This is a genomic window from Curtobacterium sp. S6 (genome assembly GCF_000710345.2).
GTDB lineage: Bacteria > Actinomycetota > Actinomycetes > Actinomycetales > Micrococcaceae > Rothia.
This window is the reverse complement of record NZ_JHEL01000015.1, coordinates 572,999-589,386: the sequence shown is the minus strand read 5'-3', so window position 1 is coordinate 589,386 and position 16,388 is coordinate 572,999. Positions and strand designations below refer to the sequence as shown.

The window sequence follows — 16,388 nt, the reverse complement described above, 5'->3', positions numbered from 1 at the left end:
CCCTTCGATCGGGTCGTGTCTCGCCGCGGACCCTTCAGGGCCCGCGGCGGCCGGCTCAGGAGGCCGGCTTGATCTCGCTCTCGACGACCCACTTGTGGTTGGTCATCTTCATGCCGTCGGACTCATAGTCGACCATGTAGACGGTCTCGTCGGTGGAGGAGGCGATGGTCGCCTTCGCGCCCTTCATGCCCTCCATGTGCTCCGCTTCCAGCGTGACCTCGGTGCCGTCGGCCACTCGCTGGTCTCCGGCATCCTTGATCTCCTCCTGCACGACCCACTTGTGATCCTTGACCGGATCCCCGCCGGTGGTGGGCGTGAAGTTCACCGCGTAGGTATAGGTGTCGTAGGCCCCGGCGATCGTGGCCGGTGCGCCGTCCATGCCCTCCATGTGATCGGCGGTGAGCTTGACCTCGGTGCCGACCGGATACTTCGGCGACGCGGCCTTCTCGATGCCCTCGGGGGCGGGGCCGCCGTCCATCGGATGCTCCATCCCGCCGCTGTCAGAACTGCTGCCACTGCTTCCGTGGCCCTCGTGCTGGCTGGTCGACGAGGGGGTCGCTTGGTCCTGGTCTCCTCCGGTGCTGCAGCCGGAGAGCACGAGTGCTCCGCCGAGCACTCCTGCGGCGACGGTGGTCATGAGGCGCTTGCGCATAAAGTCTCCTATCCATTCATTGTAGTCCGATCAACATTATACCCCTATGGGGTATAGGTCAAATATCGATCGGTGGGCGTGGAATCGCTCAGCTTCGATCCAGTCGCCCCGGGCAGCAGTAGTAATACTGCAGCCCCGGGGCATCGAAGGATCAGGCCATGTTGGCGGCGTACTTGGCTGGATCGGAGTCGAAGGTCGGTCCGCAGCCTGGGCAGCAGAGCCAGTAGCGCTGCCCGTCGTAGTCACGGAAGAGGCCCTTTTCTTCGGCGTCCTGTTTGTTGACCGGATTGCCGACCATGACGGGGCAGGTGGTCATGTCGTCGCTTCCTTCGACGAGAAGGTTTTCGCGATGGCCGGAATTCGCGGCGTGGTTCTCTGCGCCGGTCGTGCCGCAGCAGCCGGATCCTGCGCTGACCGGTGCCTCGGCTGCGGATGTCTCGGTTGCGGGGGAGGTGCTGCAGCAGCTGGTGGGTGCCTGGTCTTCGATTCTCATTCTCGGTGGATGCCTTTCGTGTGTTCGGATGATGGTTGGTTCTGCGGCGTCACTGCTTGGCGACGCTGCGGAACCCGCGCAGGCGGAGGCTGTTGCCGACGACGAAGACGCTGGAGAACGCCATCGCCGCGCCTGCGAGCATGGGGTTGAGCATGCCCAGCGCCGCGACCGGAATGGCCGCGACGTTGTAGGCGAAGGCCCAGAACAGGTTCGACTTGATCGTGCCCAGGGTCCTGCGGGAGAGCCGGATCGCGTCGACCGCGGCCCGCAAGTCGCCCCGCACGAGGGTGATGTCGGAGGCCTCGATGGCGACGTCGGTGCCGGTGCCCATCGCCAGGCCAAGGTCGGCCTGGGCGAGGGCGGGGGCGTCGTTGACGCCGTCGCCGACCATCGCGATGACCTTGCCCGCGTCCTGGAGGCGGGTAACGACATCCACCTTGTCCTTGGGCAGGACCTCGGCGATGACCTTTTCGATGCCGACCTCGGCGGCGATCCGCTTGGCCACGGCCTCGTTGTCGCCGGTGAGCAGGACCGGGGTGAGGCCCAGGTCTTTCAGGCCCTGGATCGCCTCGGCGCTGGTGGGCTTGACGGCGTCGGCGACGACGAGGATTCCGCGGGCCTGTCCGTCCCAGCCGACGGCGACGACGGTCTTGCCCTCGTCCTCGGCTGCGGCCTTGGCGGCGGCGACGTCGGAGGAGAGGTGCTGCGACCAGTCGGCCAGCAGGGACTCCCGGCCGACGAGCACGCCGCGGCCGTCGACGACTCCCTGGACGCCCTTGCCCTCGATGTTCGCGAAGTCCTCGGGAGTGGGCAGCTGCCCGATCTCCTGGACCGCGCCCTTGGCGATGGCCTGGGCGATGGGGTGCTCGGAGGCGTCCTCCAGAGCGCCTGCCAGGCGGAGCAGCTCGGCGCGGTCGACGCCGGGCTCGGTGATCGCCTCGACCAGGGTCATCTTGCCGGTGGTGACGGTGCCGGTCTTGTCGAGGACGATAGTGTCGACCTTGCGGGTGGATTCGAGAACCTCGGGACCCTTGATCAGCACGCCCATCTGCGCGCCGCGACCGGTGCCGACCAGCAGGGCGGTGGGAGTGGCCAGGCCGAGGGCGCAGGGGCAGGCGATGACGAGGACCGCGACCGCTGCGGTGAAGGCGGCGGAGACGGGGAACCCGGCACCGAGCCACGCGCCGAGGGCGATGACCGAGATGGCGATGACGATCGGAACGAACACGCCAGAGATCCGGTCGGCCAGGCGCTGGACCGCGGCCTTGCCAGTCTGGGCGTCCTCGACGAGCTTGGCCATCTGTGCCAGTTGGGTGTCCGACCCGACGCGGGTCGCGCGGATGACCAGGCGGCCGCCGGCGTTGACGGTCGCGCCCGTGACCGGGTCGCCGGCGACGACCTCGACTGGCACGGACTCTCCGGTGAGCATGGACGCGTCCACGGCCGACGTTCCGGAGGCGACGGTGCCGTCGGTGGCGATCTTCTCACCTGGGCGGACGACGAACTCGTCGCCGACGGCCAGATCGGAGGTCGGGATCTTGACCTCGGCCCCATTGCGCAGAACCGAGACTTCCTTCGCGCCGAGCTCGAGCAGGGCGCGCAGCGCGGCACCGGCCTGGCGCTTGGAGCGCTTCTCGAAGTAGCGGCCGGCGAGGATGAACATCGTCACCCCGGCCGCGGCTTCGAGGTAGATGTTGCCCGCGCCGTCGGAGGGAGCGATGGTGAACTCGAAGGGATGCGTCATGCCTGGCGTCCCGGCGGTGCCGAGGAACAGGGCGTAGAGCGACCACAGGAACGCCGCGGTCGTGCCCATGGAGATGAGGGTGTCCATGGTCGCGGTGCCGTGGCGCAGGTTGGTCCACGCTGCCTTGTGGAACGGCCAGGCCGCCCAGACGATCACCGGTGCGGCCAGGGCCAGGGAGGCCCACTGCCAGTAGGTGAACTGGAGCGCAGGAACCATGGCCATGGCGATCACCGGGACGGTGAGCACGATTGCGCCGATGAGGCGGTGCTTGAGCGATGTCAGCTCGGAGTCGGGAGCCTCACCATCGTCCGTGGTCGGGCCCGACGGCGTCGCGTCCTTGGGCTTGGGCATGGCAGCGGTGTAGCCGGTCTTCTCGACCTCGGCGACCAGCAGGGCGGGGTCGTACCCGTCGGGCACGGTGACCTTGGCCTTCTCGGTGGCGTAGTTGACCGTGGCGGAGACACCGTCGAGCTTATTGAGCTTACGCTCGATCCGGTTCGCGCAGGAGGCGCAGGTCATCCCGCCAATCTCGAGCTCGATGCCGGCGTCCGCGACTAGCGGCGCTTGGGTGTTCGCTGCAGCTTGGGTGCTCACCGCGTGTCCTTTCCTGTTGCTTCTTCGTCGACGGACTGGCCCTTTGGGGATCAGTGGCCGCCCGAGTGTGATTCGTCGTCTGCCTGGGTGCCGTCGCCGTGCCCGGCGTCGACCACGAACTGTGCGGTGCGGACCTTGCCGTCGATCTGGAAGTCCAGGTACAGCAGGTATCGGCCGGCGGTGGGGACCTCGGCGGCGAAGCTGACGTCTGGTCCTCCGGTCGACCCCGCTTGGGGTTCGTCGCCGGCGGGGTGCACGTGCAGGTAGGCCAGGTCACCCTCGCGCAACGCGACCAGGTGGCCAAATGCGCCGAGGTACGGCTCGAGCGCGGTGACCGGCTTGCCGTTGCGCTCGACGGTGGCCGTCAGGTCGCTCGTGCTCCCGGCGTTTAATTCTCCGTCCAGGGTGACGGTGTACCCGTCGACCTCGTCGGTGCGCGAGACCGTCGCCTCGACCGGGGCGTAGTCGCCGGCGACCTCGACGGCACGGGTGAGCGTGACGCCCTCGGCGTCCTTCCCGGCGGGGGTGAAGTCGGCGTAGACGCGGTAGGTTCCTGCCTCGTCCCAGTTCCACGACGGCACCGACCAGGTGCCGGTGGCCTCGTCCAAGTCCGGGTGCACGTGGCGGAACTGCGTCCCGTCGGTGCGCACCACGATCAGGTGAAGATCCTTCTCATGAGTCCTCGTGTACTCCGTCACCGGCTTCCCGTCCTCATCGAGGATCCGGAAGCTCAGTTTGCCGGCATCATTGGTGCCTGATGGGGCCGTGACGGGAGAGAGGACGTAGCCGGCAGCGCTGGCCGAGACGCCGTTCATCGCGTGCTCCATGTTCTGCTCCTCCGTGTCCCCGTGACCCTCGCCGTGCGAGCCCGTGTCGCTGCTCTTGGCCCAGGCGGCCAAGACGCTGTCGGGGACGACGACGCCGGCGAGCCCGAAGGCCGCGCCGAACGCCACCACCAGCCCAGCGCCGTAGGCCGCGAGCCTGACCGGTGCCTTCATCAGACGCGAACCGCCGTATAGCCGGCTTCCTCGACCGCGGCCAGGACCTTCGCGTCGTCGACCTCGCCGGAGGCGGAGACGACGAGCTTGCCGGTCTGCGCGCTGACCTGGATATCGGTGACGCCAGAGATCTCGCTGACCTCCTCGCGGACCGACATCTCGCAGTGCCCGCAGGTCATGCCCGTCACCTGGTACTCGTTCGCAGTCATCGCATAACCTCCTCAATTTGGGTACCCCCGGTGGGTACCTGTGTGAGTGCAACCGTATACCCCTGACGGGTATTCCCGCAAGGGGATGCGGACTCGCCGCTGAATGATCCCCACGTGTCGAGGGGATACACCACCGGGGTATGCTGGGGCTGTGGAGACCGCGACCGATGAACCCTGCCGCAGCCGGCACTGGCTGCAGCTGATCATTCTTACGGCGCTGCTGATCACGGGTCTCCTCGGCATGCACGCGCTGGTCGGCGGACCGGCAGCGGCGACGACCCCCATGGCGTCGCCGGCTCACGCGTCCTCGCAGTCGCCCGGCATGACGGGCATGACGTCTATCGCCTCCATGTCGAGCGCGACCGGAGCACAGGGTCCGGTGCACGGCTCCGGAGGCTGCGCAGACGCCATGAACAGCGGCGACTCCACCTGTGTCTCCGCGCCTACGACCCAGAGCATTCCGGCCCTCCCCGTTCCGTCCGTCGCAGCTGTGCCCACACTCGTCTCTGCGCCCATGCCGTCGTCGCCGTCCGAGACGCCCCGCCGGTTCGCGCTGACGCATCTGGAGCTGTCGATCTACCGAACGTGAGCACTGAGGAGCGCCGATGCGGCGCTCCTCAGTCAGCCACCTCGGCGGGTCCACGACCCTGCCGTGCCTGCCACGACACCGTGTCCCAAAACGCTGGCCCATCTTCCGGGCCCAGGCGGCTCTGTGCCTCCGATCACCCGTGTTCGTCGAGCGCGCGGGCGCGATGTCGTGGTCCCGTTCACCATCGACACAGAAGGACATCACCCATGCATTCCACCCTGAATCGTCGACAGTTCCTGTCTGTCGGCGCATTGACGCTGACTGCCGCCGGCTTCGCCGGATGCAGCACCACTGCCACTAAGACAACCTCGTTCATTGGGTCCAGCAGCACCGCAGTCACTTCCGCGGAGGCGAAGCGCCGCCGCACCGGAACGATCGTGCGGCGTGCGCTGACCGCCGAGCCGGTCACCCTGGACCTCGGAGGGAAGACCGCCAAGACCTGGGCCTATCGGGGAGCGTCGGCGACCAAGCCGCTGCGCGGCAACGTCGGTGACTCCCTGAAGGTCGACTTCACCAACGACCTGCCCGATCCGACCAGCGTCCACTGGCACGGGCTGGCGCTGCGCAACGACATGGACGGAGTGCCGAGCCTCACCCAGGAGCCCATCGAGCCCGGTGGGTCGTTCGACTACGAGTTCACGCTGCCCGAGCCGGGCACGTTCTGGTTCCACCCGCATGTCGGCGTGCAGCTCGACCGCGGCCTGTATGCGCCGCTGATCATCGACGATCCGCACGAGAAGGGCGACTACGACCAGGAATGGGTGATCGTTCTTGATGACTGGCTGGACGGCGTCACCGCGACGCCCGACGAGGTCCTCGCCGAGCTCGAGAAGGGGATGATGGACCACGGCGGCATGGACATGGGGCCGATGCGGATGGGCAACACCCTGATGGGCGCGACCTCGCCGCTACTCGGCGGCGACGCCGGCGACGTCTACTACCCCCTCTACCTGATCAACGGCACGCCTGCGAACGACCCCCAGACCTTCACCGCCAAGCCCGGGGAGCGGATCAGGCTGAGGATCATCAACGCCGGCGGCGACACCGCCTTCCGCTTCGGGGTCGGCGAGCACCCGCTGACGATCACCCACACCGACGGATTCCCCGTCGAGGCCTTCGAGGCCGAGAGCGTCGTGCTCGGCATGGGGGAGCGCTACGACGCGATCATCACCGCCGGCGACGGCGCGTTCGCGGTCGTCGCCGAGGCCCTGGGGAAGCAGGACCAGGCCCTCGCCGTCCTGCGCACCGCATCGGGCAGCGCACCCGCGAAGGACACGACGCTGCCGCAGACGAAAAATCCCGCCACAGCGGCCGACCTCAGGGCAGCCGGCGAGGTCGCACTTCCCAAGCGCGGCGTCGACCGCACGCTCACCCTCGAGCTGACCGGAAGCATGGAAAAGTACGACTGGGCGATCAACGGCAAGCGCATGAACATGGACCAACCGATGCGCGACGCCCTCGGCATCGCCGACGGGGAGCGGGTCGCCCTCGAGTTCAAGAACTCGACGACGATGTGGCACCCGATGCACCTGCACGGGCACACCTACCAGCTTCCCGGCGGCGGGCCGCGCAAGGACACCTCGATCGTCCTGCCCGGCACGACGCTGCGCGTCGAGTTCGACGCCGACAACCCCGGGCGGTGGCTCACCCACTGCCACAACGTCTACCACGGGGAAGCCGGGATGATGACGACGATCGCCTACCAGGAGAACTGACGCATCAGGGCCGCGCACCTTACCGGGTGCGCGGCCCTGCGCCTCAATTGCGCGGACATGGCGTCTTCGTGACCCGGGGGAGACGGTCCGATGCCCCCGACGCGGCGCATCGGAACAGACAGTGCAGCACACGCCGCAACGTCGGTGAGTGTCGGACAGTGTCGATGGTGGTTCTGAGCGTGGTCATCGGGACTCCTTCGGCGTGTTTCGGCGGCCTCGTCGCGGGACGGGTCAGCCGCCGTCTCGGTGTACCTGCGGCGGGTGTCGGCGTTCGTGTCCGGCGGACTCATCCGTCCGCCGGACACGAACGGTCGAGGATGCGTCACGACTCCTGAGCGGGCTCCTTCTCGGCGTCGACGTGAGCCTGCCCGGTGGGGCGGATGTGCCGCAGACCGATCGCGGCGATGAGCGCGGCAAGGGCGGCGATGATCGCGGAGGTGATCCCAGCGGCGTTCAGTCCGCTGGTGAACGCCTGCTGGGCCGCGGTCGTCAGTGCCTCTCCGACGTCGCCCGGCAGCTGTCCGGCGGCGGCGATGGCCCCGTCGATCCCGGTCTCGGCCGCGGCCGCCGCCTCCGGTGGCAGCCCATCGGGCAAGGAGTCGCTGATCTGGCTGCGATAGGCGGCGATCCCGATGCTGCCGATGACCGCGACACCGAGTGAGATGCCCAGGTCGTTGACGGTCGTCGCGAGCCCGGAGGCACCGCCGGCCTTCTCCGGCGGGACCGAGCTCACCACCAGGTCCGTGGTCAGCGCCATGGAGGGCGCGACCCCGGGGTAGGTGACGACGAAGCTCGCGATCACCAGCGCGAGACCGGTGACGGCGTCGAGCTGGGTGAACAGGATGTAGCCGACGACCTGGGTGAGCAGGCCCACGGCGATCACGTTGCCCGGCCGGAACCTCCGGGCGAGCATCGGCGAGAGGGTCGAGACGACGATGAGAACTGCCGCGGCAGGCAAAATCGACAGTCCGGCCTGCATAGGCGAGAGCCCTTGCACCTGCTGCAGGTACTGGGTGAACAGCGAATACACCCCACCCAGCGCCGCGGCCGAAAGAAGGAACACCGCGAGTGCTCCGCTGACGGTGCGGTTGGCAAACAGCCGGACGTCGAGCAGGGGCTGGGTCGCGCGCAGCTGCCGGATCACGAACCACAGCCCGACCAGTACTCCGGCGATCAGCAGGCCGATCGACGGGCCGGCCGGCTCCTGGGTGGCGAAGCGCTTGACGCCGTAGATGATGGCCAGCAGCGAAGCGACCAGGAGCAATGCGCTGAGCAGATCGATCTTCGCGGTCGGATCCTTGTGCTCAGGCAGCAGCAGCGGCGCGCCGATGGCCACCAGCGCCATCACGGGCACCGCGACCAGGAACGTCGCCTGCCAGCCGAAGACCTCGAGCAGCAGGCCGGACAGCAGTGGTCCGAGGGCGACACCGGCGAAGATCCCGCCGGCCCAGACGCCGATCGCGACGCCTCGCGCCTTCGGGTCGGCGAAGAGCACGAAGATCAGCCCCAGCGTGGACGGGAGCATCATGGCTCCTCCCACGCCGAGGATGGCGCGCCAGGCGATCATCAGCTCGGGACTGGTCGTCAACGCCGCAGCGATGGACACGATTCCGAACAGGACCGCGCCGATCACCATAAGCAGACGCTTGCCGATCCGGTCGCCGAGGACGCCCATCGCGACGAGGAATCCGGCCATGACGAACCCGTAGATGTCGAGAATCCACAGCAGCTGTGCGCTAGTCGGGTTCAGATCAGCAGCCATGTTCGGGGCCGCCAGGAACAAGATCGTCAGCATCATGAACAGCAGGGTCGACGGGATCACGAGGACCGCGAGCCCCCACCACTGCTTCGCCCCGGTCCGGGGTGCAGGTGCATTCGTCTCAGACATGGCGCACCTCCTTGTTCTGCGTCGTCGTTCTCATGGCTCCATTGGTCCTTTCGTTCTCGACAGGGTTGTCACGGGCCGGGAGGCCCTCAGCCGAAGTCAAGCATCGGTGTACGACTTCTAACCGCTATACTAGCTCGTATATTCCCGTACGAGTTAGAGGTGGGTATGCCGAACGGAAAGGGCGCGGCCGGCGCTGGTGAACAGAAGCCGGTGCGGCGAGGAAAGACGGCCAACCAGAGGGCAGACGCCCAGCGCAATCGGGCGAAGATCCTCGCGGCGACGCCGGATGCGCTCAGGAAGGACCCTGATGCCTCCGTCGCCGGCATCGCCGCCGAGGCGGGGGTCGGTCGGATGACCCTCTATGGGCATTTCAAGACGCGTGCCGAGCTCATCGACGCGACCCTCGCCGACAGCCTGGAACGAGCCGAGGCTGTCCTGGCCGACGTGCCTCTCGACGGTGATCCGGGCCAGGCGTTCGAGGCCCTGATCGCCCCGAGCTGGATGCTCCTGGAGCACATTCGCGCCGTGCTCGTGGTGGCTCAGCGCGAGCTGCAGCCGGCCCGCATCCGCGAGATGCACGAGAAGGCCGAAGCCCGGATGCGGGGCCTTCTCGAGCGCGGCCAGCGCGAGGGCGTCTTCCGTGCGGATCTGCCTGTCGACTGGCTCCTCGCGGTCACTCACCTGACCATGAACGCCGCAGCCGAGGAAGTCACCGCCGGCCGGCTCGACAGAGATGACGCTGCCCGCGTCATCGTCGTCACCCTGCACTCTGCCTTCGCCGCCAACGATCACAACTGACCCGCCGAATCGCCGGCCAGGGCAATTCGTCGTCCTCGCGAGCCGAACGTGGGGCGGCCGGTGGCGTCTCGTGGGGCACTCATCGATGCGCACTTACGTTCGAGTATGCAATAATCTGCGTATGAACGCAGATAAGCAGATATGCGGGCTCGACCCCGACAGTCAGTACGTGGAACTTGCCGTCGAGGTGTTCGGGCTCCTCGCCGACGCGACCCGAGTCCGGATCGTCCTCGCGCTGCGTCGCAGCGACGAGCTGTCGGTGAACCACCTCGCCGAGAGCGTGGGCAAGTCGCCGGCCGCGGTGTCGCAGCACCTGGCGAAGCTGCGGATGGCCCGGATCGTGTCGACCCGGCAGGAGGGGCAGCGGGTGTTCTATCGGCTGGAGAACGAGCACGCCTCCCAGCTGGTGTCCGACGCGATCTTCCAGGCCGAGCACTCTGTCGCCAATGGGCAGGTCCCGGCACACCACCACGAGGAACGAGCAGAAGCATGACGGAGCACAGCCACGCCCATCCGCACGCTGACCACGAGCAGGAGAGCGGAGCGTCCGCGCACGATCACGCGGATCGTGATCACGGCCAGGACCACGGGCATACGCACGGTCATGGCCATTCCCATGACCACGGCGAGCACGGTCACTCCCACCCGACGGGGTTCAAGGGCTTCCTGTACGGGATCTTCGTCCCGCACTCCCACGACGCCGCCGACTCGATCGACGACGCGATGGAAGCCCACTCCGAGGGAATCCGCGCGCTGAAGATCAGCCTGGTGCTCATGCTGGCAACGACCGTGCTGCAGGCCGCCGTCGTCGCGTTCTCCGGATCGGTAGCGCTGCTGGCCGACACGATCCACAACCTCTCCGACGCCCTGACCGCGGTGCCGCTGTGGATCGCGTTCGTGCTGTCCCGTCGGGTCGCCACGCGGAAGTACACCTACGGCTTCAACCGGGCCGAGGACCTCGCCGGGCTGTTCATCGTCCTGATGATCGCCCTGTCGGCAGTCATCGCCGCTTGGGAGGCGATCGACCGCATGCTCAACCCCAGGCCCATGGAGAACATCGGCTGGGTGATCGCCGCCGGCATCATCGGCTTCCTCGGCAACGAGGCGGTCGCGGTCTACCGCATCCGCGTGGGCAGGAAGATCGGCTCGGCCGCCCTGGTCGCAGACGGCATCCACGCCCGCACCGACGGATTCACCTCTCTGGCCGTCGTGGCCGGCGGGATCGGCGTGCTGCTCGGCTTCCCGCTCGCCGACCCGATCGTAGGCCTGCTGATCTCGGCCATGATCGCGGTGCTGCTGGTCGGTACCGTGCGCTCGGTCGGCCGACGGCTGATGGATGGCGTCGAGCCGGAGCTCGTCGACCGCGCCGAGCACGCCCTGGAGCATCTGGCCGAGGTCGAGTCGGTGGAACGGGTGCGGATGCGCTGGGTCGGGCACAGGCTCCATGGCGACGCGCTCGTCCGCACCTCCGCGACGAGCCTCTCCGACGCCGACCGGCTGGCCGCGGAGGCGGAGAGTTCGGTGAAGCAGCACATGCCGAATGTGGATGAGATGTCTGTCCGAGTGGCCCCGGTCTGGCGGTGACTGGCTCCGTCATGCGGCTGGTCGTTTAGGAGCGGCTCGTATGCATCTCCTTCTCGAGACGAGACCGATGCCCCGCGATCATGCGAGGGCCGGTCTCAGAAAACTGTCCAGTTAGGGCGAGCGTCCAAGGCGGGCTACAGGAGGCGACGACCGGCAGGTGTTGAAGATCTGGAGGAGCGCCGACGCCCGAAGAGGAGTGGCTCGACGTCGCCGCCGCGGCCGAATGCCTCCATTGAAGCGCCCGGACCACCCCGGCGACTCACCTCAGTATCATGGTCTTCAACGCGTCCTGCCCTGCTGGATTGGGAGTGCGAGTCGAGTGCCGATTCATTCGCGAGTCGACTGGCGACTCGACTCGCTTGTGAGTGAACGTCACAAACTTGTCGAGTCGGGCTACTTCTCCCGCAGCCTCGAAATTTACGCCAAACATGGACAGCCGTGTAACCGCTGTGGCACCACCATCGTAAGGGAAAAGTTCATGAACCGCTCGAGCCACTTTTGCCCGTCCTGCCAGCGAAAACGCTAGTTGATCGGCCGCGCCGGACGGAGCTGCTCCCGTGTCCAAGATGCTCGTTGAAGAGACCGCTGTCGACCCGCTGTACGTCAACGTATAGAGCGTCGGCCATTCGTCGAATATGACCATCGAGATCCCCTGCTTGGCTTGAAGCCTGACGGGAACTGAGTCGCGCTTGGGGCGTATCGAGCTCGCTATCAGCGATCGCGCGCCACTGACCAGGACTGGTGACAACACCCAGGTCGTGTGATGACAGAGACGGGGCAGAGCTACGCGGGTCCGGCAATTTCCGCCACCAGGCATGCCGCCGTGTAGATCATAAATAGTTACGGGTGGGCGAAACGGGTCAAACCGGCCCTGACAGGATCGAGGAGCTTTTCCTAGGTATCAGCAGGGTTTGACCGGTGATAAGGTGCGATTGTGCGCACCACGCGCGCCCGATCCCAGGAGGTGCACCTACGTGGCCGAACCCTGGCTGTCTGCTAAGGAGATCGCCGCCCACCTGGGCATCACGAAGGACACCGTCTACGACTGGATCGCCGGCAAAGCGATGCCCGCACACCGCGTCGGTCGGCTCTGGAAGTTCCAGACCAGCGAGGTTGACGAGTGGGTCCGCAGTGGCGAGGCTGCGCCTGAGGGCGAGCAGAAGTGTGGTGACTCCTGAATGCGTATTATCGACAACCTCAATGAGATTCTCGGCGACGATCTCAAAGCGTCGATCAAGCCCGGATCGAGGCTGCGCATCGCTGCGTCGACGTTCTCGATCTTCGCGTTCGAGGCGCTGAAGGATGAGCTTCAGTCGATCAAGGAATTGGAGTTTGTCTTCACCGCGCCGTCGTTTACGACGACGAAGGCGACTGACAAGTCTGCGCCGGAGAAGCGGCAGTTCTTCATCCCGAAAGATTCGAGCCGGGATTCTGCACTGTATGGCACCGAGTTCGAAATTCGCCTGCGTAACAAGCTCACCCAGCGCGCCATTGCACGAGAGTGTGCGGAGTGGGTGCGGCAGAAGGTCACTTTCCGGTCGAACCACACGGGTGCGCCGATGCAGTCGTTTGCCGTGGTCGATGACACCGCCGCGTATGCGCCTCTCCAGGGCTTCACTACTGCCGATCTCGGCTATGAGCGGGGGCCGGCGGTGTCAAACATGGTGCACAAGATCGATGACGCGTCGTTCACGCAGCAGTACATCCAGCTCTTCGACCAGATCTGGCATAGCCCCGACCAGCTTGACGATGTAACCGACGTGGTGAGTGATCATATCGCCAGCGTGTATGCGGAAAACTCCCCACAGCGGGTGTACTTCCTGATCCTTTACAACCTGTTCAGCGAGTTCCTCGACGACATCAGCGAGGACGTCCTTCCCAACGACCTGACTGGCTACCAGGACACCGAGGTCTGGAAGGCGCTGTACAACTTCCAGAAGGACGCCGCGACTGGCGCGATCAACAAGCTGGAGACCTACAACGGCTGTATCCTCGCCGACAGCGTCGGCCTGGGTAAGACGTTCACTGCACTGGCGGTGATCAAGTACTACGAGCTGCGCAACAAGTCAGTGCTCGTGCTCGCGCCGAAGAAGCTCGCCGACAACTGGACGAACTACAACTCGAACTACACGACGAACATCTTCGCCAAGGACCGCTTCAACTACGACGTGCTCGCCCACACTGACCTATCGCGCGACCGCGGCGAGTCGCTGGGCAAGCGGCTGGACCTGATCAACTGGGGCAACTACGACCTGGTCATCATCGACGAGTCGCACAACTTCCGGAACGCCGGCTACGTCCAGGAGCGCGAGACCCGATACCAGCGCCTCATGCGCAAGGTCATTCGCGAGGGCGTGAAGACCAAGGTGCTAATGCTCTCGGCGACGCCGGTGAACAACCGCTTCAACGACCTGCGTAACCAGCTCGCCTTGGCTTATGAGGGCGACTCGGCACAGCTCGCCGCGAAGCTGAACATACAGACCTCAATCGAGGAGGTCTTCCGGCAGGCCCAGCGCGTCTTCAACGAGTGGAGTGACCTGCCTGCGGAGGACCGCACGACTGACGCGATCCTCACCCGGCTGGACTTTGACTTCTTCGAGTTGCTCGACGCGGTTACCATCGCCCGCTCGCGTAAGCATATTCAGGCGTTCTACGACACCACCGATATCGGTGCGTTCCCCGAGCGGCTGAAGCCCGAGTCGCTGAGCCCACCCCTGACCGATCTGGTGGATGCGCCGACATTTAACGAGATATTCGAGCAACTCCAGCTCCTCAGTCTCGCCGTGTACACGCCGCTGGCGTATGTGTTCCCTAGCCGCCGCGACAAGTACGAGCAGCTCTACGGCGCGGGCTCGGGCCAGAACTACATGGGCGGGGAGACGGCGAACCTAGGTGCTGGCAGCCGCGAGCAGGGCATCCGCAAGCTCATGACGGTGAACTTGCTCAAGCGCTTGGAGTCCAGCGTCGAGGCGTTCCGGCTCACCCTGAGCCGGTTGAAAGGCACGGTCACCGAGGCGATGGAGGCCGTCGACAACCACGCGGCAAACATCGCCGATGTCGTCTCCGCGATCACTGACATCGACGCTGACGATGACGACTTGGAGTTCCCCGCCAGCGGCACGGTCGGCCGCAAGGTGCAGATCGAATTGGCCGACATGGACGTCGAGTCATGGAGCCGCGCCCTCGTGAACGACGGCAAGGTTATACAGCAGCTCCTCGCCTCGATCGGCGGCATCACCCCCGAGCGCGATTCGAAACTCGGCGCGCTTCGCGACCTGATCGCGGGCAAGTTCGCCCAGCCGCTGAATCCCGGCAACCGCAAGGTGCTGATCTTCTCCGCTTTCGCTGACACCGCCGAGTACCTTTACAAGAACCTCGCCCCGGCCCTCAAGCAGCACGGTTACGACGCCGCCCTCGTCACCGGCCAAGGAAACCCGTCCACCACGGTCGGAAAGGGCTACGGGCTCCAGCAGATCCTGACCCTGTTCTCGCCGCGCTCGAAGCAGCGGCACATAGTCATGCCGAAAGAGAAATTCGAGATCGATGTACTGATCGGCACCGACTGTATAAGCGAGGGCCAGAACCTCCAAGACTGCGATTTCCTGGTCAACTACGACATCCACTGGAACCCAGTGCGGATCATCCAGCGGTTTGGTCGCATCGACCGCATCGGCTCGACCAACGAGCGCGTTCAGCTCGTGAACTTCTGGCCCGACATCTCACTCGACGAATACATCAACCTCAAGGAGCGCGTTGAGAACCGCATGGTCGCCGCCAACCTCGGCGGCACCGGCGACGACAACATCCTTGACCCTGATGCCAGTGACGCCGCGTTCCGCAAAGAACAGCTCCGCAAGCTCCAGGACGAGGTTATCGAACTCGAAGACGTCCGCACCGGCGTCTCGATCACCGACCTCGGCCTGAACGACTTCCGCATGGATCTGCTCGGCTACATCAAGGAGTACGGCGACCTGGCCGGCACCCCCAAGGGCCTGCACGCGGTCGTACCCGCTGACCGGGGCAGAGGCTTGAAGCCCGGCGCACTGTTCGTGCTGAGAAACATCAACTCCGACGAGCACATCAATCGCGGCAACCGGCTACATCCGCACTATCTCGTCTACCTCGATGACGAGGGCCGAGTGATCGGCGATCATACCGAGGTCAAGCAGCTGCTCGACTTGGTCCGTGCAGGTTGCCGCAACCGCGACGAACCCGCGTGGGACGTGTGCCGCGTATTCAACGACGCCACCCGTGACGGGGCAGACATGGGCCAGTACAGCCACCTGCTCACCGAGGCGATCCGCTCCATGATCGATGTCACCGAGGAACGTGACGTCGACAGCCTCTTCAGACCAGGCCACACCACCGCCCTCGTGCAGGTCATCGCCGGGCTCGACGACTTCGAGCTAATCGCGTTCCTCGCGGTCGTCGAGGAGCCTTCCAATGGGTGAGTCCGTCCTGTTCCGCTGGCCTCAGAACGCAGCGTTCGGACGTGCGGTGCCGAAGTCAAAGTTCTACGAGCGCGGCAAGGTACGCACCGCTCTGCGCGAGAAGTTCGTCGATGACATCCAGAGCATCACATGGGCCTACAAGCTTGCCGACGACACCATCCGACTGCGTGGTACGACGGCCGTGCCCGAGATCCAGGTCTTTGTGGTCGAGACCAAGGGGGCGGATGTCTCCGACGACGTGCTCACAGCCATCGACAAGACCGTGCACTTCCCGATGATCTTCGAGGTGGCGAGCCGCGACCGGGTACGCACCGTCGCTGCTCACAAGTCGCTTCACGGCAAGACTCCGACGATCGGCACGTACTTCACCACCGACTGGCAGCCCACCGGCTCGCCACGCCGTCAATTGCCCACGGCACTCGATCTGCCGAGCCTCTACGAGGCGATCCTCAGTGCCTTGTTGCCGTTGGAAACGTGGGCCGGGGAGACAGTTTCGGAGGCAGCCAACAGACTGGACCGCGCCCGAAAGATCCAGCGCGAGATCGACGCGCTGGAGAAGAAGCTGCGCACCGAACCACAGCTCAACCGCAAGTTTGAACTCCGCAGCCAGCTCAAGGAACGCGCCGCAGCGCTCACCGAGCTGACCAACTCAGTACCGAGCAAGAAGGAATGA

The 16,388-nt window shown here is 65.8% G+C and carries 14 protein-coding genes and 1 pseudogene; 9 read left to right on the top strand and 6 right to left on the bottom strand.

Translation table 11 applies throughout. The features are described from left to right. Positions 1–55 precede the first annotated feature (55 nt). The 5 genes from CURSPS6_RS04865 to CURSPS6_RS04845 form a co-directional block, all read right to left on the bottom strand. Positions 56–652 (bottom strand): YdhK family protein, encoded by a 597-nt coding sequence (locus CURSPS6_RS04865; RefSeq protein ID WP_030014544.1) that lies wholly within the window; start codon positions 650–652, stop codon positions 56–58. Between the two features lie 151 nt (positions 653–803). Further along, positions 804–1,145 (bottom strand): hypothetical protein, encoded by a 342-nt coding sequence (locus CURSPS6_RS04860; RefSeq protein ID WP_030014542.1) that lies wholly within the window; start codon positions 1,143–1,145, stop codon positions 804–806. Between the two features lie 49 nt (positions 1,146–1,194). After that, on the bottom strand, positions 1,195–3,483 hold the full coding sequence (locus CURSPS6_RS04855; protein WP_030014541.1) for a heavy metal translocating P-type ATPase: 2,289 nt from the start codon (positions 3,481–3,483) through the stop codon (positions 1,195–1,197). Positions 3,484–3,533: 50 nt separating this feature from the next. After that, the gene (locus tag CURSPS6_RS04850) at positions 3,534–4,481 is read right to left on the bottom strand and encodes a hypothetical protein (RefSeq protein ID WP_030014540.1); all 948 of its coding nucleotides are present in this window, start codon (positions 4,479–4,481) and stop codon (positions 3,534–3,536) included. Further along, positions 4,481–4,690: a heavy-metal-associated domain-containing protein gene (locus CURSPS6_RS04845; RefSeq protein ID WP_030014538.1), complete on the bottom strand. Its 210-nt coding sequence runs from the start codon at positions 4,688–4,690 to the stop codon at positions 4,481–4,483. Before CURSPS6_RS04845 ends, CURSPS6_RS04850 begins: the two co-directional genes overlap by 1 nt. Before the next feature lie 151 nt (positions 4,691–4,841). On the opposite strand from CURSPS6_RS04845, the gene CURSPS6_RS04840 reads away from it, so the two are divergent. Together CURSPS6_RS04840 and CURSPS6_RS04835 are read left to right on the top strand one after the other, a co-directional pair. Beyond that, a complete protein-coding gene (locus CURSPS6_RS04840) occupies positions 4,842–5,279 on the top strand; it encodes a DUF6153 family protein (protein ID WP_030014537.1) in 438 nt (145 codons plus the stop codon). A 206-nt stretch (positions 5,280–5,485) separates the two neighbouring features. Then, positions 5,486–6,994: a multicopper oxidase family protein gene (locus CURSPS6_RS04835; protein WP_030014536.1), complete on the top strand. Its 1,509-nt coding sequence runs from the start codon at positions 5,486–5,488 to the stop codon at positions 6,992–6,994. 322 nt (positions 6,995–7,316) lie between these two features. Here CURSPS6_RS04835 and CURSPS6_RS04830 read toward each other — a convergent pair whose 3' ends face one another. Beyond that, on the bottom strand, positions 7,317–8,882 hold the full coding sequence (locus tag CURSPS6_RS04830; protein WP_030014534.1) for an MFS transporter: 1,566 nt from the start codon (positions 8,880–8,882) through the stop codon (positions 7,317–7,319). A gap of 165 nt (positions 8,883–9,047) precedes the next feature. On the opposite strand from CURSPS6_RS04830, the gene CURSPS6_RS04825 reads away from it, so the two are divergent. The 7 genes and pseudogenes from CURSPS6_RS04825 to CURSPS6_RS04800 all read left to right on the top strand — a co-directional run bounded on the left by CURSPS6_RS04825 (position 9,048) and on the right by CURSPS6_RS04800 (position 16,388). Then, a complete protein-coding gene (locus tag CURSPS6_RS04825; protein WP_030014533.1) occupies positions 9,048–9,680 on the top strand; it encodes a TetR/AcrR family transcriptional regulator in 633 nt (210 codons plus the stop codon). Positions 9,681–9,801: 121 nt separating this feature from the next. Continuing rightward, positions 9,802–10,173, top strand: coding sequence for an ArsR/SmtB family transcription factor (locus CURSPS6_RS04820; RefSeq protein ID WP_030014532.1), 372 nt, complete (start codon positions 9,802–9,804; stop codon positions 10,171–10,173). Then, positions 10,170–11,264: a cation diffusion facilitator family transporter gene (locus CURSPS6_RS04815; RefSeq protein ID WP_082470087.1), complete on the top strand. Its 1,095-nt coding sequence runs from the start codon at positions 10,170–10,172 to the stop codon at positions 11,262–11,264. Before CURSPS6_RS04820 ends, CURSPS6_RS04815 begins: the two co-directional genes overlap by 4 nt. Before the next feature lie 388 nt (positions 11,265–11,652). Continuing rightward, a pseudogene (locus CURSPS6_RS12780) lies at positions 11,653–11,790 on the top strand (zinc finger domain-containing protein); the annotation flags it as partial. A gap of 448 nt (positions 11,791–12,238) precedes the next feature. Then, a complete protein-coding gene (locus CURSPS6_RS04810) occupies positions 12,239–12,442 on the top strand; it encodes a helix-turn-helix domain-containing protein (RefSeq protein ID WP_035810200.1) in 204 nt (67 codons plus the stop codon). After that, positions 12,443–15,715, top strand: coding sequence for a helicase-related protein (locus tag CURSPS6_RS04805; protein WP_030014526.1), 3,273 nt, complete (start codon positions 12,443–12,445; stop codon positions 15,713–15,715). Continuing rightward, the gene (locus tag CURSPS6_RS04800) at positions 15,708–16,388 is read left to right on the top strand and encodes a DUF4391 domain-containing protein (RefSeq protein ID WP_030014524.1); all 681 of its coding nucleotides are present in this window, start codon (positions 15,708–15,710) and stop codon (positions 16,386–16,388) included. The genes CURSPS6_RS04805 and CURSPS6_RS04800 overlap by 8 nt, the downstream gene beginning before the upstream one ends.

What these genes read in the sequence shown, in the direction of transcription:
- CURSPS6_RS04865 (WP_030014544.1), bottom strand. Translation starts at nt 652, where the DNA reads ATGCGCAAGCGCCTCATGACCACCGTCGCCGCAGGAGTGCTCGGCGGA.
- CURSPS6_RS04860 (WP_030014542.1), bottom strand. Translation starts at nt 1,145, where the DNA reads ATGAGAATCGAAGACCAGGCACCCACCAGCTGCTGCAGCACCTCCCCC.
- CURSPS6_RS04850 (WP_030014540.1), bottom strand. Translation starts at nt 4,481, where the DNA reads ATGAAGGCACCGGTCAGGCTCGCGGCCTACGGCGCTGGGCTGGTGGTG.
- CURSPS6_RS04845 (WP_030014538.1), bottom strand. Translation starts at nt 4,690, where the DNA reads ATGACTGCGAACGAGTACCAGGTGACGGGCATGACCTGCGGGCACTGC.
- CURSPS6_RS04835 (WP_030014536.1), top strand. Translation starts at nt 5,486, where the DNA reads ATGCATTCCACCCTGAATCGTCGACAGTTCCTGTCTGTCGGCGCATTG.
- CURSPS6_RS04830 (WP_030014534.1), bottom strand. Translation starts at nt 8,882, where the DNA reads ATGTCTGAGACGAATGCACCTGCACCCCGGACCGGGGCGAAGCAGTGG.
- CURSPS6_RS04825 (WP_030014533.1), top strand. Translation starts at nt 9,048, where the DNA reads ATGCCGAACGGAAAGGGCGCGGCCGGCGCTGGTGAACAGAAGCCGGTG.
- CURSPS6_RS04820 (WP_030014532.1), top strand. Translation starts at nt 9,802, where the DNA reads ATGAACGCAGATAAGCAGATATGCGGGCTCGACCCCGACAGTCAGTAC.
- CURSPS6_RS04815 (WP_082470087.1), top strand. Translation starts at nt 10,170, where the DNA reads ATGACGGAGCACAGCCACGCCCATCCGCACGCTGACCACGAGCAGGAG.
- CURSPS6_RS04805 (WP_030014526.1), top strand. Translation starts at nt 12,443, where the DNA reads ATGCGTATTATCGACAACCTCAATGAGATTCTCGGCGACGATCTCAAA.
- CURSPS6_RS04800 (WP_030014524.1), top strand. Translation starts at nt 15,708, where the DNA reads ATGGGTGAGTCCGTCCTGTTCCGCTGGCCTCAGAACGCAGCGTTCGGA.